General features: G+C 60.7%; 19 protein-coding genes. 14 read left to right on the top strand and 5 right to left on the bottom strand.

What is annotated here, in order from left to right; all coding sequences use genetic code 11:
• Positions 1-71: 71 nt before the first annotated feature.
• The 11 genes from alr to Q0864_RS04170 all read left to right on the top strand — a co-directional run bounded on the left by alr (position 72) and on the right by Q0864_RS04170 (position 10,494).
• Complete coding sequence (gene alr / locus Q0864_RS04220) at positions 72-1,121, top strand: alanine racemase (RefSeq protein ID WP_298566457.1); 1,050 nt, start codon at positions 72-74, stop codon at positions 1,119-1,121.
• Complete coding sequence (locus Q0864_RS04215; RefSeq protein ID WP_298566455.1) at positions 1,118-1,903, top strand: ABC transporter permease; 786 nt, start codon at positions 1,118-1,120, stop codon at positions 1,901-1,903. Before alr ends, Q0864_RS04215 begins: the two co-directional genes overlap by 4 nt.
• Complete coding sequence (locus tag Q0864_RS04210) at positions 1,900-2,646, top strand: ATP-binding cassette domain-containing protein (RefSeq protein ID WP_298566453.1); 747 nt, start codon at positions 1,900-1,902, stop codon at positions 2,644-2,646. The genes Q0864_RS04215 and Q0864_RS04210 overlap by 4 nt, the downstream gene beginning before the upstream one ends.
• A gap of 131 nt (positions 2,647-2,777) precedes the next feature.
• Positions 2,778-3,215, top strand: coding sequence for a paraquat-inducible protein A (locus Q0864_RS04205; protein WP_298566451.1), 438 nt, complete (start codon positions 2,778-2,780; stop codon positions 3,213-3,215).
• A gap of 40 nt (positions 3,216-3,255) precedes the next feature.
• Positions 3,256-4,623 (top strand): DNA repair protein RadA, encoded by a 1,368-nt coding sequence (radA, locus tag Q0864_RS04200; protein ID WP_298566449.1) that lies wholly within the window; start codon positions 3,256-3,258, stop codon positions 4,621-4,623.
• Positions 4,624-4,675: 52 nt separating this feature from the next.
• Positions 4,676-5,239 (top strand): CvpA family protein, encoded by a 564-nt coding sequence (locus Q0864_RS04195; protein ID WP_298566447.1) that lies wholly within the window; start codon positions 4,676-4,678, stop codon positions 5,237-5,239.
• 216 nt (positions 5,240-5,455) lie between these two features.
• Positions 5,456-6,907: an amidophosphoribosyltransferase gene (gene purF / locus Q0864_RS04190; RefSeq protein WP_298566787.1), complete on the top strand. Its 1,452-nt coding sequence runs from the start codon at positions 5,456-5,458 to the stop codon at positions 6,905-6,907.
• 61 nt (positions 6,908-6,968) lie between these two features.
• Positions 6,969-7,622 carry an SDR family oxidoreductase gene (locus tag Q0864_RS04185; protein WP_298566445.1) on the top strand — a complete coding sequence of 218 codons (654 nt, stop codon included), beginning with the start codon at positions 6,969-6,971 and terminating at the stop codon, positions 7,620-7,622.
• Positions 7,623-7,736: 114 nt separating this feature from the next.
• Positions 7,737-8,534, top strand: coding sequence for a 5'/3'-nucleotidase SurE (gene surE / locus Q0864_RS04180; protein WP_298566444.1), 798 nt, complete (start codon positions 7,737-7,739; stop codon positions 8,532-8,534).
• Positions 8,531-9,184 (top strand): protein-L-isoaspartate(D-aspartate) O-methyltransferase, encoded by a 654-nt coding sequence (locus Q0864_RS04175; RefSeq protein ID WP_298566442.1) that lies wholly within the window; start codon positions 8,531-8,533, stop codon positions 9,182-9,184. The genes surE and Q0864_RS04175 overlap by 4 nt, the downstream gene beginning before the upstream one ends.
• Positions 9,185-9,315: 131 nt before the next feature.
• Positions 9,316-10,494, top strand: coding sequence for a LysM peptidoglycan-binding domain-containing protein (locus Q0864_RS04170; protein WP_298566440.1), 1,179 nt, complete (start codon positions 9,316-9,318; stop codon positions 10,492-10,494).
• A gap of 76 nt (positions 10,495-10,570) precedes the next feature.
• On the opposite strand, the gene Q0864_RS04165 is transcribed toward Q0864_RS04170, so the two are convergent.
• From Q0864_RS04165 to Q0864_RS04150, 4 genes are all read right to left on the bottom strand, one after another.
• Positions 10,571-12,529: a bifunctional 2',3'-cyclic-nucleotide 2'-phosphodiesterase/3'-nucleotidase gene (locus tag Q0864_RS04165; protein WP_298566438.1), complete on the bottom strand. Its 1,959-nt coding sequence runs from the start codon at positions 12,527-12,529 to the stop codon at positions 10,571-10,573.
• Between the two features lie 166 nt (positions 12,530-12,695).
• Complete coding sequence (gene der / locus Q0864_RS04160) at positions 12,696-14,153, bottom strand: ribosome biogenesis GTPase Der (RefSeq protein WP_298566436.1); 1,458 nt, start codon at positions 14,151-14,153, stop codon at positions 12,696-12,698.
• 48 nt (positions 14,154-14,201) lie between these two features.
• Positions 14,202-15,545, bottom strand: coding sequence for a PQQ-like beta-propeller repeat protein (locus tag Q0864_RS04155; RefSeq protein WP_298566434.1), 1,344 nt, complete (start codon positions 15,543-15,545; stop codon positions 14,202-14,204).
• 70 nt (positions 15,546-15,615) lie between these two features.
• On the bottom strand, positions 15,616-16,251 hold the full coding sequence (locus tag Q0864_RS04150) for a hypothetical protein (protein WP_298566432.1): 636 nt from the start codon (positions 16,249-16,251) through the stop codon (positions 15,616-15,618).
• A 268-nt stretch (positions 16,252-16,519) separates the two neighbouring features.
• Here Q0864_RS04150 and Q0864_RS04145 point away from each other — a divergent pair, with 268 nt between their 5' ends.
• Together Q0864_RS04145 and Q0864_RS04140 are read left to right on the top strand one after the other, a co-directional pair.
• Positions 16,520-17,713: an efflux RND transporter periplasmic adaptor subunit gene (locus Q0864_RS04145; RefSeq protein ID WP_363317601.1), complete on the top strand. Its 1,194-nt coding sequence runs from the start codon at positions 16,520-16,522 to the stop codon at positions 17,711-17,713.
• Positions 17,710-21,534 (top strand): efflux RND transporter permease subunit, encoded by a 3,825-nt coding sequence (locus tag Q0864_RS04140; RefSeq protein ID WP_298566428.1) that lies wholly within the window; start codon positions 17,710-17,712, stop codon positions 21,532-21,534. Before Q0864_RS04145 ends, Q0864_RS04140 begins: the two co-directional genes overlap by 4 nt.
• A 106-nt stretch (positions 21,535-21,640) precedes the next feature.
• Here the strand turns inward: Q0864_RS04140 and Q0864_RS04135 are convergent, their stop codons facing one another.
• Positions 21,641-23,470 carry an ABC transporter ATP-binding protein/permease gene (locus Q0864_RS04135; protein WP_298566426.1) on the bottom strand — a complete coding sequence of 610 codons (1,830 nt, stop codon included), beginning with the start codon at positions 23,468-23,470 and terminating at the stop codon, positions 21,641-21,643.
• A gap of 93 nt (positions 23,471-23,563) precedes the next feature.
• Here Q0864_RS04135 and Q0864_RS04130 point away from each other — a divergent pair, with 93 nt between their 5' ends.
• Positions 23,564-23,887, top strand: coding sequence for a metalloregulator ArsR/SmtB family transcription factor (locus Q0864_RS04130; protein WP_298566424.1), 324 nt, complete (start codon positions 23,564-23,566; stop codon positions 23,885-23,887).
• Positions 23,888-23,904 lie beyond the last annotated feature (17 nt).

The following is a 23,904-nucleotide window of genomic DNA, read 5'->3' as shown; positions in this document are numbered from 1 at the left end:
AATCCGCGTGGCACTGCTTGCGACAGGCTTTTTGCCTTGACCTGAGCCACACGCACGTCAAAAACCCCCTCATGAGTACGGGTAGACTAACGATTGATCTTGACGCCGTGGCCGCCAATTGGCGGGCGCTCGATGCAAAAAGCGACCAAGGTGTGCAAACAGCCGCCGTGGTCAAAGCCGATGCCTATGGGCTGGGCGTCGGAAAAGTTGCACGTGCCCTTGCTGCAGCCGGTGCGCGACGGTTCTTTGTTGCGGTGGCCGAAGAAGGCGCCGCGGTGCGCGAAGCGCTTGGCCCAGGGCCAGAGATCAGCGTTTTTGCCGGGCATATGTCTGGCGACACCGACATGATCCACGATCTGGGTCTCGTGCCGATGCTGAATTCCGTCGATCAGCTGACGCGCCATTTTGAAGCCCTGCCGGGCCATCCGTTCGGTGTGCAGCTTGATACCGGAATGAACCGCCTTGGCCTGGAACCGGCAGAATGGGCCGCCTTGCGGGAACTGGTTCTGGCACAGGGTCCGCGTCTTGTCATGAGCCACCTGGCTTGCGCGGATGAACCCACGCACCTGATGAACCGCCAACAGCTTGATGCGTTCCATGAAATGACCGACGACGTGGACGCGCCCCGCAGCCTCGCGGCGACCGGCGGCATTCTGATGGGGCCTGACTACCATTTCGACCTGACCCGACCCGGTATCGGTCTTTACGGTGGTTTGCCCTTCGACAAGGCCCAGCCCGTCGTCTCGCTCGACTTGCCTGTGGTGCAAATTCGCGACGTGGCTGCGGGCGAAAGTGTTGGGTATTCTAACACCTGGATCGCCGAACACCCGACCCGCGTGGCCACGGTCAGCGGCGGTTACGCAGACGGCCTCGCCCGGCACGTATCAAACAAGGCGGTCATGTTTCATCAAGACACGCCCTGCCCAATCCTTGGCCGCGTGTCCATGGACCTGATCTGCGTCGATGTCACCCACCTGAGCGAGACACCCAAGGCTCTGACCATACTGGGCGACCACCAAAGCGTTGATGATCTGGCTGACGTGGCGGGCACAATCGGTTATGAAGTCCTGACACAACTTGGCGCGCGTTATGCCCGCTATTACGCGCGAGGTCGCGGATGAAGCCGATCACATACCCTCTGGCGGCTCTTGGCCGTGCCACGCTGGGCTTTTTGGCCATGGTGGGGCGCGTCGCGATTTTCGCGGGCCAGTCGCTTAGCCATATCGTGCGCCCTCCCTATTATCCGCGCGAGTTTCTGAACGCGCTTTTGAATATTGGCTATTTCAGCCTGCCCGTGGTGGGCCTCACCGCGATCTTCACCGGCGCGGCGCTTGCCTTGCAAATCTACTCGGGCGGCCAGCGGTTCTCGGCCGAGGCCGTGGTGCCGCAGATCGTTGCCATCGGCATGGTGCGTGAACTTGGCCCAGTGCTGGTGGGCCTGATGATTGCCGCGCGTGTCACCTCCTCCATTGCGGCCGAGATTGCGACGATGAAAGTGACCGAGCAGATCGACGCCCTTGTCACCCTGTCCACGCACCCGATGAAATACCTGACTGCGCCCCGTGTGCTGGCCGCAATCCTTGTCGTGCCGGCCCTTGTGGGCATCGGCGATATCATCGGCATCATGGGCGGCTATATCGTGGGCACCAAGCAGTTGGGCTTCGCGCCCGGCGCTTATCTGACCAACACGTGGAACTTCCTTGAAACCGCTGACATCGTGTCGTCCCTTGTGAAAGGCGCGGTTTTCGGGTTCATTGCCGCTGTGATGGGCTGCTATCACGGAATGAATTCCGGACGCGGCGCACAGGGTGTGGGCCGGGCCACCAAAACCTCGGTCGAGGCCGCTGCCATCCTGATCCTTGCCGCCAACTTCCTTCTCACCAGCTTCTTCTTTACCTCATGATTGAATTATCAAACGTCCATAAGGGGTTCGGCCCCAAGCAAGTTCTGGCAGGTGTCAACCTGACCATTCCGCGTGGCGAAAGCATGGTGGTGATCGGCGGCTCAGGCACCGGGAAATCGGTGCTTCTGAAATGTATTCTTGGCTTGATGACACAAGACAGCGGCACCATCACGCTGGATGGCGAAGACACACTGAAAGCCGAACGCGACGCGTTTCTGGCCCGCTTCGGGATGCTGTTTCAGGGTGGCGCGCTGTTTGACAGCCTGCCCGTCTGGCAAAACGTCGCCTTCCGCCTGCTGCGCGGATCATTGGCCCGCCCGTGGCCCGAGGCACGCGAGATCGCGGTCGAAAAGCTGCGCCGTGTCGGCCTGACCCCGGATGTGGCCGACCTGTTCCCCGCTGAGCTTTCGGGCGGGATGCAAAAACGCGTCGGCCTTGCCCGCGCCATCGCCGCCGAGCCTGAGATTATCTTCTTTGACGAACCCACCACCGGCCTTGACCCCATCATGTCCGGCGTCATCAACGACCTGATCCGCGAGATCGTCGTCGAAATGGGCGCCACCGCCATGACCATCACCCACGACATGTCATCCGTGCGCGTGATCGCCGACAAGGTCGCGATGATACACGGGGGAAAGGTGCAGTGGACGGGACCGGTTGCGGATATGGACGCCTCGGGCGATCCCTACCTGACGCAGTTCATTTCGGGCAGTGCCGAGGGGCCGATTGAAGCGGTGCGGTAGGGAAAGACGCCCGGCAGGCCTGCCGGGCCGCGCCGACCCGCCCCCATGGGGCGGCGCGATTGCGCCACCCCGCGTGTCTTTGCACCCCTCTGTCGCTCTTTGAAACTCACCAACGCGGACGGCACTTCCCCATGCTCAAATACCTCAACCTTGCCCTCCTCATCGCCTTCCCCATCGCATGGTTCGCCCCGCTCATGCGCGCGGGTCTGAACCTGCCGCTCTTTGGCCTCACGGAAGTCAGCGTGATCTCGGGCCTGCAAGCCCTATGGGACACAGACGTGATCCTTGCGCTGCTCGTCACCTTCTTCGCGGTTTTTGCGCCCATCATGAAGGTGCTTGGCCTCGCGCTGATCCAGTTCGGCATGATGCGCCGCAAGATGCTGCCGATCTTCAACGTCTTGGGCAAATTGGCGATGGCAGACATCTTCCTGATCGCGCTTTACATCGTGATCGTGAAGGGTGTCGGCATGGCGAAGATTGAAACCGGCTGGGGCCTTTATCTGTTCACCACCTGCGTTCTGGCCTCCATCGCGATCAGCTTCACGGCGGCCAAACGTCAGCGGGCCTGACACCTCTTGCACACCCCTGCGCCGTCAGGCAAAAAGCCCCATGGCAAAAGCTCAAAAAACCTTCACTTGCAACGCCTGCGGCGCGTCCTCGTCCAAATGGTCGGGGCGGTGCGAGGCGTGTGGGGAATGGAATTCCATCGTTGAAGAGGTGCCGCTAAGTGCCGGACCTGCCTCAAAATCCTTGGGTAGCAAGCGCGGATCTCCAATCACTCTGACAAACCTGTCCACCGAAGAAGCCCCGCCCCCACGCACCGAATGCGGTATGGCAGAGCTTGACCGGGTGCTGGGCGGCGGTCTAGTGCCCGGATCGGCCATTCTGGTCGGCGGCGACCCCGGTATTGGCAAGTCCACCTTGCTTCTGCAAGCCGCCGCAAAGTTTGCGCACGCTGGCCTGCCCACGATCTATGTCTCGGGCGAGGAAGCGTCAGCGCAAGTGCGGATGCGCGCACAGCGTCTGGGTCTGACCGATGCCCCGGTCCGCCTGGCCGCCGAGACCAATCTGCGCGACATCATGACGACGCTGGACACCGAACGCCCGGCGCTGGCGATCATCGATTCCATTCAAACCATGTGGGCCGACCACGTGGACAGTGCACCGGGATCGGTCAGCCAGGTGCGCACCGCTGCGCATGAGCTGACAACCTTCGCCAAAAAACGCGGCATTTCGGTCGTTCTGGTCGGACACGTCACCAAAGACGGCCAAATCGCTGGCCCCCGCGTGGTCGAACATATGGTGGACACGGTGCTGTATTTCGAAGGCGAGCGCGGCCACCAGTTCCGCATCCTGCGCGCCGTCAAGAACCGCTTTGGCCCGGCTGATGAGATCGGCGTGTTCGAGATGACAGGCAAAGGCTTGGCCGAAGTTCTGAACCCCTCGGCCCTGTTCTTGTCCGACCGCGAAGACCCCGCCCCCGGCTCGGTTGTTTTTGCCGGTATCGAAGGCACGCGCCCTGTGCTGGTCGAATTTCAGGCCCTTGTCGCGCCCTCCTCCCTCAGCCAGCCGCGCCGGTCGGTTCTGGGCTGGGACAGCGGGCGCCTGGCGATGATCTTGGCCGTGCTGGAAGCGCGTTGCGGCATCCCGTTTGCCGGGCTTGACGTCTATCTTAACGTCGCAGGCGGCATGAAGATTTCCGAACCGGCTGCCGACCTTGCTGTGGCGGCGGCGCTACTTTCCGCGCGCGAGGACGCCGCAATCCCGAAAGAGACTGTGGTTTTTGGCGAAATCAGTCTATCAGGGGCGTTGCGCCCCGTGGGACAGACCGAAAATCGGTTGAAAGAAGCGCAAAAACTTGGTTTTACCGCCGCAATCGCGCCCACGCGCAGCAAGATCGGCTCGGGCTCCGGGTTGAAGATACAAAAGATGGCGGACCTGACCGGGTTCGTTGGTGAGATTTTCGGGGCCGGTTAGCCCCTCGATAAAGGACGGTTACGGACTATTTCCCGGACCGAAGTGAGACGACATGGAAGGCTTTACCTTGATTGACGGGATCGTTGCGGCGGTCATCCTGATTTCGGCCATTCTGGCCTATTCGCGTGGGTTCGTGCGCGAAGGCATGTCCATCCTCGGGTGGATCGCGGCGGCCGTTCTGGCCTATATCTTTGCGCCGCGCGCCCTGCCTCTGGTCAAGGAAATCCCGGTCCTGAAGGACTTCATCGCCGACAGTTGCGAATTGTCGATGATCGCAGCCTTCGCAGGTGTGTTTGCACTGGCGCTGGTGATCGTGTCGATCTTCACACCGCTCTTTTCCTCTGCCGTGCAACGATCGGCACTTGGCGGTTTGGATCAAAGCCTTGGTTTCGTTTTCGGCGTTCTGCGCGGGCTTTTGTTGGTCGCCATTGCGTTGGTCGTTTATGATCGGATCGTCACCACGGACACCATTCCGATGGTTGATGACAGCCGCACCGCCAAGATCTTTGCGCGCGCGCAAGATAAGATCAACGAACAGATCCCCGAGGATGCGCCGGGCTGGATCGTCGGTAAATACGAAGAGCTGGTTGGCGCCTGCGCAGGACCTGCACAGTAACCAACGCAGGCTTGCCGCGACGGAACGAAAAACGCGCCTGACCCGGCGCGTTTTTTTGCGTTTGGCCGCATAACCAGCCACGCAGCGTTGCCGAAAACCATCACAGTTGCCAGATAGTTTCGTGACAGATCGTGGACTGTCGATTAAGACGGGGCCAACGCCACGGAATCGGAGTTCGCTGCCATGTCCGACACCTCGCCCAACGACACGCCTTCCATGCCGCCTGCGCATCCTTTTGACGATGATAAGTTGAAAGAAGAATGCGGCGTATTTGGCGTCGTTGGCATGGTGGATGCCGCAAATTTTGTGGCTCTTGGCCTGCACGCGCTGCAACACCGTGGACAGGAGGCGGGCGGTATCGTCTGCCATGACGCCGAACAAGGCTTCAATTCTGCGCGGCGATTTGGCTATGTGCGCGACAACTTCACCAAAGCCAGCTTGATGGAGACCCTGCCCGGACCGATCGCCATCGGTCACGTGCGCTATTCCACCGCTGGGTCCAAAGGGGCCGTCATCCGCGATGTGCAGCCCTTCTTTGGCGAGTTTTCCATGGGTGGCGCGGCGATTGCACATAACGGCAATATCACCAATGCCAATGCCCTGCGCCGCGAGCTGATTGAGCGCGGCTCGATCTTTCAAAGCTCGTCGGATAGCGAATGCATCATCCACCTTATGGCGCGATCACTTCAGCGCAGCATCCCCGAACGGATGGAAGATGCCCTGCGACGCGTCGAAGGTGCGTTCTCGGTGGTCGCCATGACCCGCACCAAGCTGATTGGTGTGCGCGATCCGCACGGCGTGCGCCCACTGGTGCTGGGCCGACTGGGCGATGGCTGGGTTTTGTCGTCTGAGACTTGCGCGCTTGATATCATCGGGGCCGAGTTTATCCGTGAAATTGCACCGGGCGAAATGGTCGTGATCAGCGCGAGCGGCGTTGAAAGCAGTTTCCCCTTCCGTCCGAAACCCTCGAAGTTTTGCATCTTCGAACATGTTTATTTCTCGCGTCCCGATAGCAGCTATGACGGTCGGTCCGTCTATGAAACCCGCCGCCAGATCGGTGTCGAACTTGCCCGCGAAAATCCGGTGGAGGCCGACATCGTCTGCCCCGTCCCCGACAGCGGCACGCCAGCGGCCATCGGCTACAGTCAGGAAAGCGGCATCCCCTATGCGATGGGGATCATTCGCAATCAGTATATGGGCCGCACCTTTATCGAGCCGACCGAGCAGATCCGCAACATGGGTGTGCGCCTGAAGCTCAACGTGAACCGCGCGCTGATCAAGGGAAAGCGGGTGGTGTTGGTCGACGACAGCGTGGTGCGTGGCACGACGACGCGCAAGATCAAGGACATGATGCTGGATGCCGGTGCCGCCGAGGTTCATTTCCGCATCGCCAGCCCCCCCACCGCTTGGCCCTGCTTTTACGGGGTGGATACGCCCGAGCGTGAAAAGCTGCTGGCAGCCACGATGACCGAAGACGAGATGCGACAGCACCTCAATGTCAACAGCCTGAAATTCATTTCGCTGGACGGCCTGTATCGCGCAGTTGGCGAGGCGAAGGGCCGCGACAAGGCTTGCCCGCAATACTGCGATGCCTGTTTTTCCGGTGAATATCCGGTTACGCCTTCTGACAAGGTCGAAAGTGGGTTCAAGCTTCAAGCGGCAGAGTGACGCCTTAACCCGCGACCAGCTTTGCCCTGCCCTACAAACACATGGATGAAATGACGCCGTCATGACAGACACACAGAAAATTGCATTGGTCACTGGTGCCTCGCGCGGTCTTGGTGCGGCATTGGCGCTGGAACTGTCCAAGACCCACCACGTCGTGGCGGTGGCCCGGACCACCGGCGCGCTCGAGGAACTGGACGACAAGATCAAAGCCGCAGGCGGCGCGGCCACGCTGGCCCCGATGGACATCACCAACAAGGATGCGATGGCGCATCTGTGCCGCTCGATCCATGATCGTTGGGGCCCGATTGATGTCTGGGCGCATACGGCGATCTATGGACCCGCGCTGATGCCCACGCCGGATCTGGACGACAAGGGTTGGACACAGGCGCTGAACACCAATGTCGAAGCGACGCGCAACCTGATTTTCATGGTCAACGCCCTGATGACCGATGACAGCACCGCCCTGTTCTTTGCCGACGACCACGCTGGGCAGAAATTCTTTGCCGGGTACGGGGCCACGAAGGCTGCTCAGATGGCCCTGGTGCGCAGTTGGGCGGCTGAGAACACCAAGCTTGGTCCACGCATTGTCATTGCCGAACCCGAACCGCTTGCCACAACCATGCGCACGCGGTTTTTTCCCGGTGAAGACCGCAGCAAACTGGCCGCGGCCGAGGACGAGGCACGCCGCATTTTGTCCGATGCCGAGCTGACCTAGGCGATCTTGCCCGACAAGCCTTTCGCCAAACGGCGCGCTGTGCTTGCCGCGCGCGCCAAGCTGTCTTATTGAGAAAACAAGACCGCAACTCGCCAAGGGCGGAAGGGCCAGACCATGCGCATTCTCATCACCAATGACGACGGGATCAACGCGCCAGGCCTGAAGGTGGCCGAAGCCATCGCGCAAGAGGTCGCGTTGGAGCTTGCAGGCGAAAAGGCTGAAATATGGACCGTCGCACCTGCGTTCGAACAATCAGGTGTCGGTCACTGCATTTCCTACACCCATCCGTTCATGATTGCCGAACACGCCCCGCGCCGCTTTGCCGCCGAAGGCAGCCCCGCCGATTGCGTCATCGCCGCGATTTATGACGTGATGCCAGACCGTCCCGATCTGGTGATTTCCGGCGTGAACCGAGGCAACAACTCGGCTGAAAACGCGCTCTACTCTGGCACCCTCGGGGCCGCGATGGAAGCCGCCCTACAGGGCCTTCCGGCCATTGCCCTGTCGCAATACATGGGCAAGGGCACGATGGGGTTGGATAACATTTTTGACGCTGCCGCTGCATGCGGTGGCGACATCGTGCGCCGCTTGCTCGCCGACGCGCCGTGGGAACACGGGGCAGATTACCGACTGTTTTATAACGTAAACTTCCCCCCCGTCGGGGCAGATCAGGTGAAAGGCGTCAAGGCTGCCCCGCAAGGCTGGCGCAATGATGCCTTCTTCAAAATCGAAGCCCAGAACAGCCCGTCAGGCCGCAAATTTCTCTGGATCAAGGGGGGCCCACAGGCCAACCGGTCCGCGCCGGGCATGGATGTGACGCACAACCTTGATGGCTATGTCTCCGTGACGCCGATGCGCGCCGATCTGACCGCGCATGATCAACTGGAAGCACTGGGGTCGCTGTTCACATGAACGAAACAAGCGCGAACGACGCGGAACGCAAGATGCAGTTTCTGTTCGCCCTTCGCTCGAAGGGGGTGACGAACCCGCGCGTGCTGTCTGCGATGGAAGAAATCGACCGAGGCCCCTTCGTGCGCGGCCTGTTTGCCGAACGCGCCTATGAAGATATGCCGCTGCCGATCGCCTGCGGGCAGACCATTTCGCAGCCCTCGGTTGTCGGTCTGATGACCCAGGCCGCCAAAATCACCCCGCGTGACAAGGTGCTCGAAGTGGGCACCGGGTCTGGCTACCAGGCGGCCATCCTGTCGCGTCTGGCGCGGCGCGTCTATACCATCGACCGACACCAAAGACTGGTGCGCGAAGCCCGCGACCTTTTCGAAGCGATGGATCTGCACAACATCACCGCGATCACCGGCGATGGATCACGCGGCTTGCCGGATCAAGCGCCCTTTGACCGCATTATCGTGACCGCCGCTGCCGAGGACCCTCCCGGTCCCCTCTTGGCGCAGCTTGCTATTGGCGGTATCATGATCGTGCCGGTGGGCCAGTCCGACACCGTGCAAAGCCTGATAAAGGTCACGCGCGACGAAGATGGTTTTCAGTATGAGGAACTTCTGCCGGTGCGGTTCGTGCCCCTTTTAGAAGGGCTGGGGCAGGAATAGCGGACCCGAACCAAGATACGTGCCGGATGAACCGGACCTGCGGGGACCAAACCCCGCACCCTAGTGACAAGGCCCGCAAAGGGTCGCAACCAGAGCCTGAAAACAGGCCAATGGATTGAGGAAGACGAGCAATGCCACTCCACTGCACGACCGAATTGCGTGCGCCCCGCGCCAAGCGGGGGCGCCATCTGCGCTCTGCCGCCCTGATCGGGCTTTTGGCCGGGCTGACGGCCTGCGACAATAATTTCGACATGGATCTGCGACGGTTTGCCGATGGCGGGTTTTCGACCACGCAAGCCGCGCAAAGTGTTCAGACGGCAAGCCGGCCCAAGGCCGACGCGCGCGGTGTGATTTCTTATCCCGGCTATCAGGTCGCCGTGGCGCGGCGTGGCGATACCGTGGCGCAGGTTGCAGGCCGCATCGGGATGGCGCCCGCTGAACTTGGCCGTTACAACGGACTGCCAATCGACGCCTCCTTGCGCGACGGAGAGGTGCTGGCCCTGCCACGCCGTGTCGCTGAACCTGCAACTGGTGTGATCCAGCCCTCAGATAGCATCGACATCACAACTTTGGCGGGCGACGCCATTGATCGCGCAGATACCAAACCTGCTGCTGCAGCTTCCGGCAAAGTGGCATCTGGCGAAGAACCCACACGCCACCGTGTGAAACGCGGTGAAACCGCTTATTCCATTGCCCGCCTATACGGCGTGTCGGTCCGCGCGCTTGCGGATTGGAACGGCCTGGGGTCAAGCCTGGACGTGCGCGAAGGGCAGCATCTGCTGATCCCGGTCAAGGTGGACACGCCTGCGGCGCAGACCCGCATCAGCCAGCCGGGCTCTGGGTCATCGACCCCGACACCGCCATCTGCGACAAAACCGCTGCCAAAAGTCGACGCGACGCCGGCAAAGGTTGAAACACCGGCCTCGCCCAAGCTGTCGGACACCAGAACGCAAGCCAGCACATCGCGCATGTCACTGCCCGTCGCTGGCAAGGTGACCAGCCTGTTTGACGCTGAAAAGGCGGGCTATATCCTTGTCTCGGCCAAACCGGGTGACCCGGTGAAAGCCGCCGCCAACGGCACGGTCCGGCTTGTCTCGAAAGATGTCGAAGGGGAAGAGATCGTGGTCATCGACCATGGCAACGGCACCCAAAGCGCCTATAGCTTCATCGAAGGCATCAAGGTGAAGAAGGGTCAAAAGATCAAACGCGGTCAACAGATCGCGGTTGCATCGAAGAACCAGTATAACGCCGTGCAATTTCTGGTCTTCAAAGGCACGGAACCCGTCGACCCTATGCCCTACCTGAATTAACCGGCATTCATGGTGTTTGCTGAAAACAAAAGGGCCACCCGCGAAGGTGGCCCTTTTGGTGTGATATGACACATGATCACAGCGAAATGCGGAACAGTGCAAACCCAGTGTCTGACATTCCGGCCTCTTCGATGGTTACGCCATCAACGTTGCTGGCATGGGGCGATGCAGCAGGGCCCGTTTCAAACAACACGCTGGTGTCGGGCAGTGGTGCAAAGGTCCAGTTGGCATCGGCACGCGGGTTGATGGTGCCCTTTTCAACGATGTAGCGCACGATCACATCGCGGTTGGTGTCCGGGCCCTCGAACACCGTCGTATCGCCACCCGCACCTGGGAAATGGCCTCCGCCACCGGCCCGGTAGTTGTTGGTGGCGACAATGAACTCCTGTTCATCTTCAATGGGTTGACCATCGAAGCTAAGGTTCACGATGCGGTGTGCGTCGGGTGCGATCACCTCGCCGTCCTTGTTATAGCGCGGTGGCTGGGACAGATCGATCTGGTATGTCACACCGTCGATCACGTCGAAATTATAGGACGGCATTTCGGGGTTCAGCAAAATTGCGTCCTGTGATCCCGGCGCAATCTGGTTGAACATCACCGCCGAACGCTCCAGCCATTCGCGCACTGTTGCCCCGTTGATCCGAACCGCCCGCACCGTGTTGGGATACAGGTAAAGATCGGACACATTCTTGATCGCCACATCCCCGACGGCCACGTCGGTGTAGTAGTCAGGCCCCCCGCGTCCGCCAGCCTTGAAGGGCGCAGCCGCAGACAGGATCGGAAGACCTTCGTGTTCGGTCCCCTTCATCATCTGTTCGATATACCACCGCTGGGCATTCGACACGATTTGCACGGACGGGTCATCGGCGACCAGCGCAAAATAGGAATGTAGTGGTGCATCGGTCTTGCCGACCGCACGGCGGACATATTCCAAAGTCTCGTCATGTTCCTTTTGAACCGATGCCAGCACAGCAGCACTGCTTTCCACCAAGGGCGTGATCGAGCGGTCTTCGTTGCGCTTGTAGATCGGTCGTGCCTCGCTGGAATGCGACACCACCCGCCATGCGCCGCCGTCATGTTCCAGCATCAGGTCGATCAACCCCATATGCGACCCCCAAAAGCCGCCCATCGTGCCGGGGATGCCCATGATCGTTCCGGCCTCGACATCCACCCCCTCATGATCGGCATAGGTCGAAGACGGGAACACAAGGTGCGAGTGGCCGGTCAGGATCGCGTCGATGCCTTCGACCGCGGCCAGCGGGACGGAGGCGTTTTCCATCCCATCTGTGTGCTCGGCCGCGCCGATGCCCGAATGGGACAAGGCGATGATCAGATCCGCACCCTCTTCGCGCATTTGCGGCACATAGGCGCGCGCAGCCTCGATGATATCGCGCGCCATAACATTGCCTTCCAGATGGCGCCGGTCCCAATTCATGACCTGCGGCGGCACAAAACCGATGAAACCGATGCGAATAGGTTGCACTGTTCCACCCCCATTGGTGATTTCGCGGTCCACGATCACATACGGGGGAAGCAGAGTTTCATCTTCGCGCGGGGTCGCGCCCATTTTCTTCGCAATATTTGCACACACCACCGGGAACCCAGCGCCGGCAAGGGACTTTGACAAAAACTCCAACCCATAGTTAAATTCGTGATTGCCCAGGGTCGAGGCATCAAACCCCAGCGTGTTCATGGCGTTGATCACCGGATGGGTGTCGCCCTCCTTCATGCCCCGCTCATAGGCGATATAGTCGCCCATCGGGTTGCCCTGCAGGAAATCTCCATTGTCCAATAGCAACGAATTCGTCGCCTCGGCACGGATATCACCGATTAGCGACGCGGTGCGCGCCAACCCGACCGTGTCGGTTTCACGGTCCGCGTAATAGTCGTAGGGGAAGACATGCACGTGCAGGTCCGTGGTTTCCATGATCCGCAGATGCGCCTGATTGGGTGACGCGCGCAAGGAATAAGGGTGCAGGGCGATGAACCCAGCCGTGCCGGCAAGAAAGCCGCGACGTGATAGGGTAAGAGACATGGAAACCTCCGGGTCAAGATGTGAACGGAAACGGGCTAGGCGTTCATCATGACAGTGAAAGGCTTGGTTTGGCAAATTTAACCGAGCTGCAAAGCAACGCCCTGCCGATCAGTCAGACCAGCAGAGCGCGTTTCGAGCTTCATTCGATGGCCGGTTGCGCCACATTCTAGTCGTCTGCGCGACCCTTTCCGAGGTGCTTGCGCAACCGCGATGGCGTCGATTTTTTGCGGTCCTTATAGGGGTTCTTGTCCCCCTGCCCGCGCATCGTCAGCCGAATCGGCGTGCCCGGCATGTCGAAGTCTTCCCGCAGTCCATTCACCAGATAGCGGCTGTAGCTTTCCGGCAGCTTGTCAGGATGCGAACACATCACAACAAACCCCGGCGGGCGCGTTTTGACCTGTGTCATATAGCGCAACTTGATACGGCGGCCACCCGGAGCAGGCGGCGGATGCGCCGAAACCATTTCGGCCAGCCAGCCGTTCAATTGCGCTGTTTTCACGCGGCGGTTCCAAACGGTATGGGCGCGCATCACGGCCTCTTGCAGCCGCTCCATGCCCCTGCCCGTCTTGGCCGAGATCGTGATCAGGGGGGCGCCCCGAAGCTGTGGCAGCAGTCGGTTGAACGCTTCCTTCAACTCTTTCAGCTTCGCCTGTTTCTCAGGTTCCGCATCCCACTTGTTCACCGCGACGACCACAGCGCGGCCTTCGCGTTCGGCCAGGTCAGCGATGCGCAGATCCTGTTGCTCGAAGGGAATGGCCGCGTCCAGCAAGACCACGACCACCTCGGCGAACTTCACCGCCCGCAATCCATCCGAGACGGACAGTTTCTCTAGCTTTTCCTGAACCTTGGCGCGTTTGCGCATCCCGGCCGTGTCAAATATCCGCGTGGGCACGCCGCCCCAGTCAAACCGCAGCGAAATCGCATCGCGGGTGATGCCGGCCTCTGGCCCGGTCAGCAGTCGTTCCTCGCCGATCAGCTTGTTGATCAGCGTCGATTTGCCTGCATTGGGGCGACCGATCACAGCCACCTGAAGGGGCTTGTCGATGGTCGGGACACGCGGGCCTTCGTCTGCGTCCTCATCGAAATCCACATCTGTTTCAGGGGCCAGCTCAGCCGCTCGCGCTTCGAATTTCTCCGAAAGTGGGCGCAGAACATCCATCAGCTCGCCCATGCCTTCGCCATGTTCACCCGACAGGCGGATTGGCTCGCCCAGCCCAAGCGAGAACGCCTCGAGATAACCGGCTTCGCCCGCTTTGCCTTCGGATTTGTTGGCCGCCAGGATGACATGTGCATTCTTGCGGCGCAGAATGTCTGCAAACACCTCGTCCGATGGCAAAACACCTACCCGCGCATCAATGAGAAACAGACAGGCATCTGCCATTTCCACGGCGCGTTCGGTCAGCCGACGCATACGGCCCTGAAGGCTTTCGTCAGTGGCTTCTTCAAGCCCGGCGCTGTCGATCACGGTGAAATTCAGATCCCCCAGCCGCGCCTCGCCTTCGCGCAGGTCGCGGGTCACACCGGGCTGATCATCGACCAACGCAAGGCGCTTGCCGACCAGTCGGTTGAACAGGGTGGATTTGCCCACATTCGGGCGCCCCACAATGGCAAGGGTGAAGCTCATTTCGCTCTCCGGGTCACGTCAAGCGCCCCGCTTACACGGTTTTTTCGGTTAGCGCAAAGCCAGAAGTTTACCGTCACGCGAGACCAGGTATGCGGTGCCGTTCACAACCACCGGACGCGTTGCCGCTCCGCCGGGAATGGCGACCTGACTGACCATGGCCCCGTCCACCGGGTTAAACCCGCGCATGACCCCATCCGAGGACGCGACCCACAGCTTTCCGCCCGCCAGAACCGGGCCGAAATTGGCATAGATCGCTTTGCGGCGACGTGTTTTGGATTTGGTGTAATAGGGCAGCGGAACGCCCCAGATGCGTTCGCCTGTGGCGGCATCCAACCGAACCAGTTGCGCTTCGTCCGAAACAAGGAACACAGATCCACCGGCCACCCAAACGGGGCCGGTCGCGCCTTCCTTGGCGGTCCAAAGGCGTTCGCCTGACATGTTGAGGGCAAGTGTGCGTCCAACCGGGTTGCCGGTGTAGATCACGCCGTTTTTAACGACGGGCTCGCCGGTGATGTCGGTGACGATCGAATAGCCCCGACCCGCACGTTCACCGGAGACGAAATTCGACCACGTGCGCAGCCCGCCTTGCTTGAGGGCGGCGACCACCTCGCCAGAGGCGAAGGGCAGAAGCACGATGCGGTCGGTCACGGCGGGCGACGAGACACCTACCACACCTTCAAGGCTGGGGGTGCCGGAAAGCCGCCACTTGACCCGGCCCGTGCCCGTTTCAATCGCCCAGGCGGTGTTGTCACGGCTGACCACATAGACAAGCCCGCCTGACACGGCAGGCGCGCCCGAGCCAGACGCATCCATCTTCTGTTGCCACCTGATCTTGCCCGTTGCGGCGTCTAGCGCGCTGACAAGGCCAAAGCCCGAGGTTACATAGACGGTGCCGTCCGCATAGGCCAAGCCACCACCGGATGCGTCGTCTGACCGGTCAGAGGCAGGGGTCAGGTCGCGCGCCCAGACCGACGCGCCTGAAGTCGAGGTCGCGACGACTTGCGCGCGGCTATCAAGCGTGAAGATGCGCCCACCGGCCACGACAGGTTCGGCGGTGATCCGATGTTTTCGGTTATTGCCCTGCCCGATCGGGGCGGCAAACCGCAACTGCGGTGCGGACGACAGGGCCGGGTGCTGCACCTGATGCGTCACGCTGCCGCCCAAATGGGTCCAGCTGGCGTGGTTGACCTGCGCGGGCAGCGCGATGGGGCGGGGTCCGTCCTGACGGTCATCCGCCTTGGCCGCCGCAGCTGCTGCGGCATCGGCGCCCAACGTCTGCGGGTTTGGACTGCGCAACTCTTCGCGGTCCCCCGGCAGAATGTATTCCCGCTGGGAACAGGCCACCAAAAGACCAAGCGAGACCAAGATTGCGGCGCTCTGTGTCAATTTCACGATGTGTCCCCCGAGATACCCGATAATTCTTTCTTGGCGCAGCCGGGGTGTTGAGCCCCAGCGGTGCAGGTCAGGATGCCTCCAACGACCCACCCAGCGCCACAATCAACTGAGACGCACGTCGACGCAAGGCCCCAGACGCTTCGTCATCGACCAAAAGCGCCCGAAGGCGCGCAAGGGCTGCTTCCACGTCGCCCGCTTCGACCTCGACCAATGCCAACTGTTCTTCGGCCAACACACGGAACGGCGCGCCTGCCATGGCCAGCGGTTCAAGCCGTGTGCGGCGATCGTCTGGCGACAGGCCGCTTTCGGTCATGGACACCAGCTTGAGCTGGGCCAGATCGCGATACAGCGGATCAATATCGCCATTGTCGGCGACGTCGCGAAGGGTCTGCGCGCCCTCCGCCCCGTCCACGGACGCCAACAGGGCAATGACCGCAGCCGCATCACCGCTGGCGTCAATGGCGGCCAGCCCTTCGGCCCGCGCCACTGCGTCATCTTGTTCTTCCGCGGCTAGTATGGCGTCGCCCAAGGCTTGCGCCGCAGCGCGTTCGCTGGCTTTGCGCCATTCGTTATAGGCCGCGCCCCCCACCAGCAAAACAACCAAGGAGACGGCGATCCAGCCATAACGGCGCATCATCGCAAACAACTTGTCGCGGCGGACCTCTTCGGTCACTTCATCAATAAAAGTGTCGGTCTCGCTCACGACTTTGCCTCCGGCGTGTTGTTGTTGGTTCCTTTTGCCTCAAAGGTGCCCGGTTGCCAAGAGGGCAAGGCGGCGGGGCGTAAAGCTATGGGTTTTTGGGTCAGGAAAGGCGGGGGCAGATTTACTTGATCCGTTAAGAAAAGCGCACCAGCGCGCTTGTGACGCTGGTAAACTAACCTTATCTTCCACAGCAAAGCTTTATTGAACAGGACTTGTTATGCGCCTTTTGCCGATTCTAACTGCTTTGCTCGTAATCGCAGGCCTGTTCATGCTGGTATTTCAGCGGGACAGTTTGAAAACTGCAGCGGGGGTCAGCGAAAGCGCCGCAACAGTCGAAACGGATCAAGCAACATCTGCCACAGCTGAAACCGAAGCCGCACAAGGCGGGGTGTCGGTGGTTGTCTTGAAAAGCGCAGCGCGCACCATTGATATGCCAGTGCTTCTGCGTGGCAAGACCGAGGCAAACCGGCGCGTTGAACTGCGGGCCGAAACCTCGGGCAAGGTGATTTCGACCAAGCTTGGCAAGGGTGCCGAGGTCGCAACGGACGATGTGCTTTGCCGCCTTGACCCCGGCACGCGCGAAGCCAGCCTTGCCGAAGCGCGCGCCCGGCTGGCGGAAGCGCGCGCCCGCGCACCAGAGGCCGACGCCCGCGTGATCGAAGCGCAGGCCCGGTTGGACGAAGCGTTGATCAATCTGAATGCGGCTGAAAAACTGTCGGCAGGCGGGTTCGCCTCGGACACGCGTGTGGCCAGCGAAAGGGCCTCGGTTGAAGGTGCGCGCGCCGGTTTTATCGCCGCACAATCCGGCGCCGCCAGCTCGTCCGCCCAGATCCAATCCGCCGAAGCGGCCGTCGCCGCCGCCGAACGCGAGATTGCGCGGCTTGAGATACGAGCGCCCTTCCCCGGCATTTTGGAAACCGACAGTGCTGAATTGGGCACTTTGCTGCAACCGGGCGCAACCTGCGCCACGGTCGTTCAATATGATCCCGTCCGCGTCGTGGGCTATGTCTCGGAATTGCAGGTGGACAAACTGACGCCCGGTCTTGAAGCGACGGTGCGTCTGGCCTCGGGTCGCGACCTGACCGGCGCGGTATCCTTTGTTGCAGACACTGCGGACCCTGTCACACGGACCTTCCGTGTCGATGTCGAGGTCGCCCAGCTGCCTGACGCCGCCCTTGTGCGCGCGGGTCAGACGGCCGAAGTCGTCATCACCGGCAATGGGCTGGAGGCTCATTTGCTGCCACAAAGCGCTCTGACACTGGACGATGACGGGCAACTAGGGGTTCGGATCGTCAACCCCGATGGCACCGCGGGCTTCGCGATTGTGACGATGATCCGAGACAGCGTCGAAGGGGTCTGGGTGTCTGGTCTGGACGCCAACGCCGAAGTGATCGTCATTGGCCAGCACTATGTCATTGATGGTGTCGCGCTCAACATCACCTATCAGGAGCCCGGCACATGATAGGGATCGTTGACTGGGCCGCCAATCGGGCCCGGATGGTCATAGCTTTCGTGATCCTGTCGGTGCTTGCCGGCACGATCGCCTATGTCAGCCTGCCCAAGGAAGGAGAGCCGGATATCGAAATCCCGGCTCTTTTCGTCTCGGTCCCCTTCCCCGGCATTTCCGCCGCCGATGCAGAACAGCTTCTGGTCCGGCCGATGGAAACCGAATTGGCCGATATCGACGGGCTGAAAACCATGTCCGCGACAGCCGCCGAAGGGTATGCCGGTGTCGCGCTGGAATTCGAGTTCGGCTGGGACAAGACCATCGTCATGGCCGACGTGCGCGACGCGATGAATTCTGCTGAAGGCAAGTTTCCCTCGGGGTTCGACAGCTATTCCGTAAACGAAATCAACTTTTCCGAATTCCCGATCATCATCGTCAACCTGACCGGCAATGTGCCCGAACGCACGCTGGTGCGGCTTGCGCGTGATCTGCAGGATACGCTGGAAGGGCTGGATGCGGTGTTGGAGGCGTCGCTCTCTGGATATCGCGACGAGATGCTTGAGGTCGAAATCGACCCGCTGAAGCTTGAGGCCTACAACGTAACGGCCAACGAGCTGATCAATGTTGTGCAAAGCAACAATCAGCTGATTGCTGCGGGCGATATCAAGACCCCAACCGGATCAACCGCCGTCAAAATCCCATCCTCCTTCGACGAGGTGCAGGATGTGTATAACTTGCCCGTCAAGGTGAACGACGACAGTGTCATCACGCTTGGTGATCTGGCAACGATCCGTCTGACCTTTGAGGATCGAGAGGGCACCGCGCGGTTCAATGGCGACACAACCGTGGCGCTTCAGGTGGTCAAGCGCAAAGGCTACAACCTGATCGACACCGCCGCCGAGGTGCGCAAAATTGTTGCGGAAACGCGCGATTCCTGGCCAGAAGATCTGCGTCAGGCGGTCTGGATCGGCACCTCCAACGACCAGAGCTTTGTTGTCGACAGTATGGTGCGCCAGCTCGAAGGCTCGGTCATCACGGCGATTGCACTGGTTATGATCGTGGTGCTTGGGGCGCTTGGCACGCGCCCTGCGCTGTTGGTCGGTTTCGCTATCCCCACCTCGTTTTTGTTGACCTTCGCGCTGTTTGGCGCCCTTGGGGTTACCATCTCGAATATCGTGATGTTCGGGCTCATTCTTGCCGTCGGGATGCTGGTCGATGGCGCCATTGTGGTTGTCGAATATGCCGACAAGAAAATTCGCGACGGGGTTGGGCCTATGGCGGCCTATACGGCGGCAGCCAAACGGATGTTCTGGCCCATCGTCAGTTCAACGGCCACCACCCTGTGTGCGTTCCTTCCCATGCTGTTCTGGCCCGGCATTCCGGGCGAGTTCATGGGCTGGTTGCCCAAGACGTTGATCTATGTGCTGTCCGCCTCGCTTCTGGTCGCGCTTGTTTATCTTCCGGTGGTGGGCGGCGTTTCGGGCCGGATCAGTCGCATGTTTGCGACCCTATCAACTGCGCTGCGCGGCTTTCCGATCTGGGTGCGGCTCGCGCTGGTGGTGCCTTCGGCCTACGTGCTGTACCTGTCGGCCTTCCAGCTCTTGAACCCCGGTTACCTGTTTGGCGGCACAGCGCCCTTTGACGGGGCGATGGCGATCCTGCCCGGCGCACTGATGTTTCTTGTTGGCACCTCGGCCACCTCGATCACGCTTGGCTCGATCTCGCGCCAGCGGGCGGCCAAGAAGATCAAGGGCGGGTATCGGCGCACATGGTTCGGCCACCTCATACACTTCATTTCAGGCAACCCGGTCATGCCGCTGGTCACCATCGCGCTGGTGGTTGGCTTTGTGGCAACGACCTTCATGTTCTATGGCCGCAACAATCTGGGCGTCGAGTTCTTTGCCGATAGCGAGCCGGAACAGGCGATCGTTTATGTCCGTGCGCGTGGCAATCTGAGCCTTCAGGAAAAAGACGCCATGGTGCGTCAGGCAGAAGAAATCGCCCTGTCCACCAAGGGCATCGAAAGCGTCTTTGCCTTCGCGGGGGCCGGCGGGCTGAACCAGAACACCGGCGGGGCGCAAGGTCCGCGCGACACGGTCGGCCAGCTTCAGATCGAGCTTGTGGCTTGGGATGATCGGCCCTCGATCGAGAAGCAAATCAAGCTTTTGGGCCTGATCCCCTTCACCACGACCGAGATTGACCCGGATTTTGACGGCGACGCGGTGATGGCCCGGTTGGAGGAACGGCTTGCAACCATTCCGGGGGTGCGGTCCGAGGTGCTGAACCTCAATCGTGGTCCGGCCTCGGCCAAGCCCGTTCACATGCGCCTGAAAGGTCAGGATTGGAAGACACTTGAGGCCGCCGCCAACGCTGTGATCGCCAAGTTCAACGACACGCCCGGTCTGGTGGCTGTCGAAGACACCTTGCCCCTGCCTGGCGTTGACTGGCAGCTTCAGGTCGATGTCGAAGAGGCTGGCCGCTATGGCACCAACGTGGCGACCGTGGGTGGCATGGTGCAGCTGATCACCAACGGGATCTTGCTGGATACGATGCGGGTCGACAGCTCGGACGAGGAAATCGAAATCCGTGTTCGTCTGCCCGAACAGGACCGGGTGCTGTCCACGCTAGACGCGCTGAAACTGCGCACTGCTACCGGCCTTGTGCCGCTGTCCAACTTCGTCACGCGCAAACCGGTGCCCAGCCTTGCCCAGATCGACCGTGTCGATCAAAGCCGCTATTACGATGTGAAAGCGGGCGTGGTTCCCGACCTCGTGCGCCTGACAGATGACGCGGGTGCGGACCGATATGTCACCCTTGCCCAGGCCGACCAGATCATGGCTGATGATGCCGGCAAGGATCTGACCCGCACGCCCGTGACGCCAAATGATCGCATTGCCGCGCTGACCGAATGGGTCGAAGCCGCAGGGTTGCCCGCAGGCGTCAGCTATGAATGGACTGGCGATCAGGAAGACCAGTCCGAAAGTCAGGCCTTTCTGGGCCAGGCCTTCCTCGGCGCGCTTGGCCTGATGTTCATCATCCTTCTGGCGCAGTTCAACAGCGTCTACAACTCGGTGTTGGTGTTGCTTGCGGTTGTGCTGTCGACCACCGGTGTTCTGGTGGGGATGATGGTGATGCAACAGCCGTTTTCGATCATCATGACAGGGACAGGCATTGTGGCGCTGGCGGGGATCGTGGTGAACAACAACATCGTGCTGATCGACACTTATCAGGACTATTCGCGCTACATGCCGAAGCTCGAAGCCATCACCCGCACCGCCGAGGCGCGCATCCGCCCCGTCCTTTTGACCACGATCACGACCATGGCGGGGCTTGCACCGATGATGTTCGGCCTGTCGCTGGACTTCTTCAACGGGGGCTATTCCATCGACGCGCCCACGGCGTTGTGGTGGAAACAACTGGCAACGGCAGTCGTGTTCGGGCTTGGCATCGCAACGGTGTTGACGCTGGTCTTCACCCCTTCGATGTTGGCGCTGCGGGTCTGGGTGTCAGCGGGCGCCTATCGGTCCACCAATGCGTTGCGCGCACTGGCCCGCCGATCGGGACAAACTGCGCGCGATGTCGCGCTTGAAAAGGCTGCCAAAAAGCAGCCTGTGAGAGAGGTCGTCTGGGTCGCCACAAGCGAGCTTGACGATGCCGAACACGACGACACCGATGACACACCCGTCAGTCTTGAAGACCTGCAGCGGGTCCTGAACACCGCGCAGGCAACGCTGGATGACCTGAACGTGAAACACGCGAAGCGCGAGGGTGACGCGGACATCGATGATGCAGCGCCAGAAGACGGCGACGAAAGCTCGATGAAAGCGGCCGAGTAACCGGTCACGCGATCAGCACGTGAAAAAAAGGGGCGCCCGGCTGTCAAAGCGGGCGTTCCTTTATCATTCTCCGGGTCCACTGGCGCCTGTTGTGCGTGGCACTTGTTCAGGCGGCAGCGATATCGCTCTTTTCTTCTTCGCTGGCCTGACGCGCCCACATCGCGGCATAGCGGCCGCCGTGATCCAAAAGCGCGTCGTGGCTGCCACGCTCGACCACCTCGCCGGCTTCCAGCACGATGATTTCATTGGCATCAACAATGGTGGACAGGCGGTGTGCAATGGTGATCACCGTGCGCCCCTCGCCCATTTCGCGCAGGCTTTCCTGAATATCCCGTTCGGTCTGGGTGTCCAGCGCCGATGTGGCTTCGTCCAACAGCAGGATCGGCGGGTTCTTCAACAGCGTGCGTGCGATGCCCACCCGCTGTTTTTCACCGCCCGACAACTTCAACCCGCGTTCGCCGACCTGTGTTTCATAGCCGTCAGGCAAGCTCATGATGAAATCGTGTATTTTGGCCGCCTTCGCAGCCCCTTCGACCTCGTCGCGCGAGGCTTCTGGCCGACCATAGGCAATGTTGTAATAGACGCTGTCGTTAAACAGCACCGTGTCCTGCGGCACGACCCCAATGACACCGTGAAGACTGTCTTGGGTCACGTCGCGCACGTCCTGCCCGTCAATCTTCAGGCTGCCGCCGCTGACGTCATAAAACCGGAACAACAACCGACCGATGGTAGATTTGCCAGACCCTGAGGGGCCGACAATGGCAACCGTCTTGCCCGCCGGCACGTCGATCGAGACACCTTTCAGGATCGGCCGCTTGGCGTCGTAGCCAAATTTCAGATCTTCAAATTGCAAGGCACCACCCGTGACCTTGATATCGGGTGCATCCGGTTTGTCCGTCACTTCGGCTGGTTGCTCAAGCAAGTCGAACATCTCGCCCATATCGACCAGCGATTGGCGGATCTCGCGGTAGACCGTGCCAAGAAAGTTCAAGGGCATGGTGATCTGGATCATATAGGCATTGACCATGACGAAATCGCCCACGGTCAGGTCGCCCGCCTGCACACCAATGGCGGCCAGAACCATGACACCGACAAGCCCCAGCGTGATCAAGAAGGCCTGCCCGAAATTCAGGAACGCCAGCGAATACGAGGTCTTGAGCGCGGCAACCTCATACCCAGCCATTGCCACATCATAGCGCGCGGCTTCGCGTTTTTCGGCCCCGAAATACTTCACGGTCTCGAAGTTCAGCAGGCTGTCGATGGCCTTTTGGTTGGCGTCGGTGTCCTGGTCGTTCATCTCCTTGCGAATGCGCACACGCCATTCGGTCACTTTGAAGGTGAACCAGACATACGCACCGATCGTGCCCACAACGACCGCCAGATACCACACATCAAAGACAAAAAAGAGGATGGCCGAGATCAGCGCAAGTTCCAGCACCAGTGGCCCCATGGAAAAGAGCATGAAGCGCAACAGGAACTCGACGCCCTTCACCCCGCGTTCGATGATCCGCGACAACCCGCCCGTCTTGCGCGTGATGTGATAGCGCATCGACAGGCGGTGAATGTGGGTGAAGGTTTCCAGCGCCAGTTGACGTAATGCGCGCTGGCCCACACGGGCAAACACCGCATCGCGCAGCTGTTGGAACCCGTTGGTCATCATCCGCGCCATACCATAGGCCAGCGTCAGCCCAATCGCGCCCGCCCCAAGCATCCACGCTTCGTTGGTCGCCTCGCCGCTCAGCGCATCGACCGCGCCTTTGTAAAGAAACGGTGTCAGCACCGAAATCACCTTGGATGCCAGCAGCATCACAAGCGCAATGACCACGCGCCGTTTTACCCAGGGCTGATCTTCGGGCCAAAGATACGGCGCGACGCGCTTGATCGTGCGCCAGCCATCTTTTGGCGTTTCTGTCGATGTGATACGGGAGGGAGCCATTCGAAACCTTATTCTCGCAGGCCCACTTAAGGAACGCGCGCAAGGGGTTCTCTGGGGCTTGTGTTATTTCAATATTTCACCGATATTTGAAATATGGAGCAGAGTCGAGTCCTCAAATCCCTGTCCGCGATGGCACATGACACACGGTTGGAGATCGTGCGTCTTCTTGTGCCGCGGGGTGAGGAAGGACTGCCCGCAGGGTCGATCGCGGATGCGCTTGGTGTCTCGGCCTCAGGGCTTTCCTTTCACCTGTCGCAGCTGGAGGCCGCGGGGTTGGTGACATCGCGCAGGGTCTCACGCCAGGTGATTTACGCCACCGACCGCGCCGCCCTTGGTGGTGTCATTGCCTATCTGCTGAACGATTGCTGCGCCCGCGACCCGGATATTTGCGCCTGCACGGACCGCGTCACGCCATAGCGACCGGATCGCAGCGC

Source organism: uncultured Aliiroseovarius sp., assembly GCF_947497285.1.
Classification (GTDB): Bacteria; Pseudomonadota; Alphaproteobacteria; order Rhodobacterales; family Rhodobacteraceae; genus Aliiroseovarius.
This window is presented reverse-complemented; position numbering and strand designations above follow the sequence as displayed.

What these genes read in the sequence shown, in the direction of transcription:
- alr (WP_298566457.1), top strand. Translation starts at nt 72, where the DNA reads ATGAGTACGGGTAGACTAACGATTGATCTTGACGCCGTGGCCGCCAAT.
- Q0864_RS04215 (WP_298566455.1), top strand. Translation starts at nt 1,118, where the DNA reads ATGAAGCCGATCACATACCCTCTGGCGGCTCTTGGCCGTGCCACGCTG.
- Q0864_RS04210 (WP_298566453.1), top strand. Translation starts at nt 1,900, where the DNA reads ATGATTGAATTATCAAACGTCCATAAGGGGTTCGGCCCCAAGCAAGTT.
- Q0864_RS04205 (WP_298566451.1), top strand. Translation starts at nt 2,778, where the DNA reads ATGCTCAAATACCTCAACCTTGCCCTCCTCATCGCCTTCCCCATCGCA.
- radA (WP_298566449.1), top strand. Translation starts at nt 3,256, where the DNA reads ATGGCAAAAGCTCAAAAAACCTTCACTTGCAACGCCTGCGGCGCGTCC.
- Q0864_RS04195 (WP_298566447.1), top strand. Translation starts at nt 4,676, where the DNA reads ATGGAAGGCTTTACCTTGATTGACGGGATCGTTGCGGCGGTCATCCTG.
- purF (WP_298566787.1), top strand. Translation starts at nt 5,456, where the DNA reads ATGCCGCCTGCGCATCCTTTTGACGATGATAAGTTGAAAGAAGAATGC.
- Q0864_RS04185 (WP_298566445.1), top strand. Translation starts at nt 6,969, where the DNA reads ATGACAGACACACAGAAAATTGCATTGGTCACTGGTGCCTCGCGCGGT.
- surE (WP_298566444.1), top strand. Translation starts at nt 7,737, where the DNA reads ATGCGCATTCTCATCACCAATGACGACGGGATCAACGCGCCAGGCCTG.
- Q0864_RS04175 (WP_298566442.1), top strand. Translation starts at nt 8,531, where the DNA reads ATGAACGAAACAAGCGCGAACGACGCGGAACGCAAGATGCAGTTTCTG.
- Q0864_RS04170 (WP_298566440.1), top strand. Translation starts at nt 9,316, where the DNA reads ATGCCACTCCACTGCACGACCGAATTGCGTGCGCCCCGCGCCAAGCGG.
- Q0864_RS04165 (WP_298566438.1), bottom strand. Translation starts at nt 12,529, where the DNA reads ATGTCTCTTACCCTATCACGTCGCGGCTTTCTTGCCGGCACGGCTGGG.
- der (WP_298566436.1), bottom strand. Translation starts at nt 14,153, where the DNA reads ATGAGCTTCACCCTTGCCATTGTGGGGCGCCCGAATGTGGGCAAATCC.
- Q0864_RS04145 (WP_363317601.1), top strand. Translation starts at nt 16,520, where the DNA reads ATGCTGGTATTTCAGCGGGACAGTTTGAAAACTGCAGCGGGGGTCAGC.
- Q0864_RS04140 (WP_298566428.1), top strand. Translation starts at nt 17,710, where the DNA reads ATGATAGGGATCGTTGACTGGGCCGCCAATCGGGCCCGGATGGTCATA.
- Q0864_RS04135 (WP_298566426.1), bottom strand. Translation starts at nt 23,470, where the DNA reads ATGGCTCCCTCCCGTATCACATCGACAGAAACGCCAAAAGATGGCTGG.
- Q0864_RS04130 (WP_298566424.1), top strand. Translation starts at nt 23,564, where the DNA reads ATGGAGCAGAGTCGAGTCCTCAAATCCCTGTCCGCGATGGCACATGAC.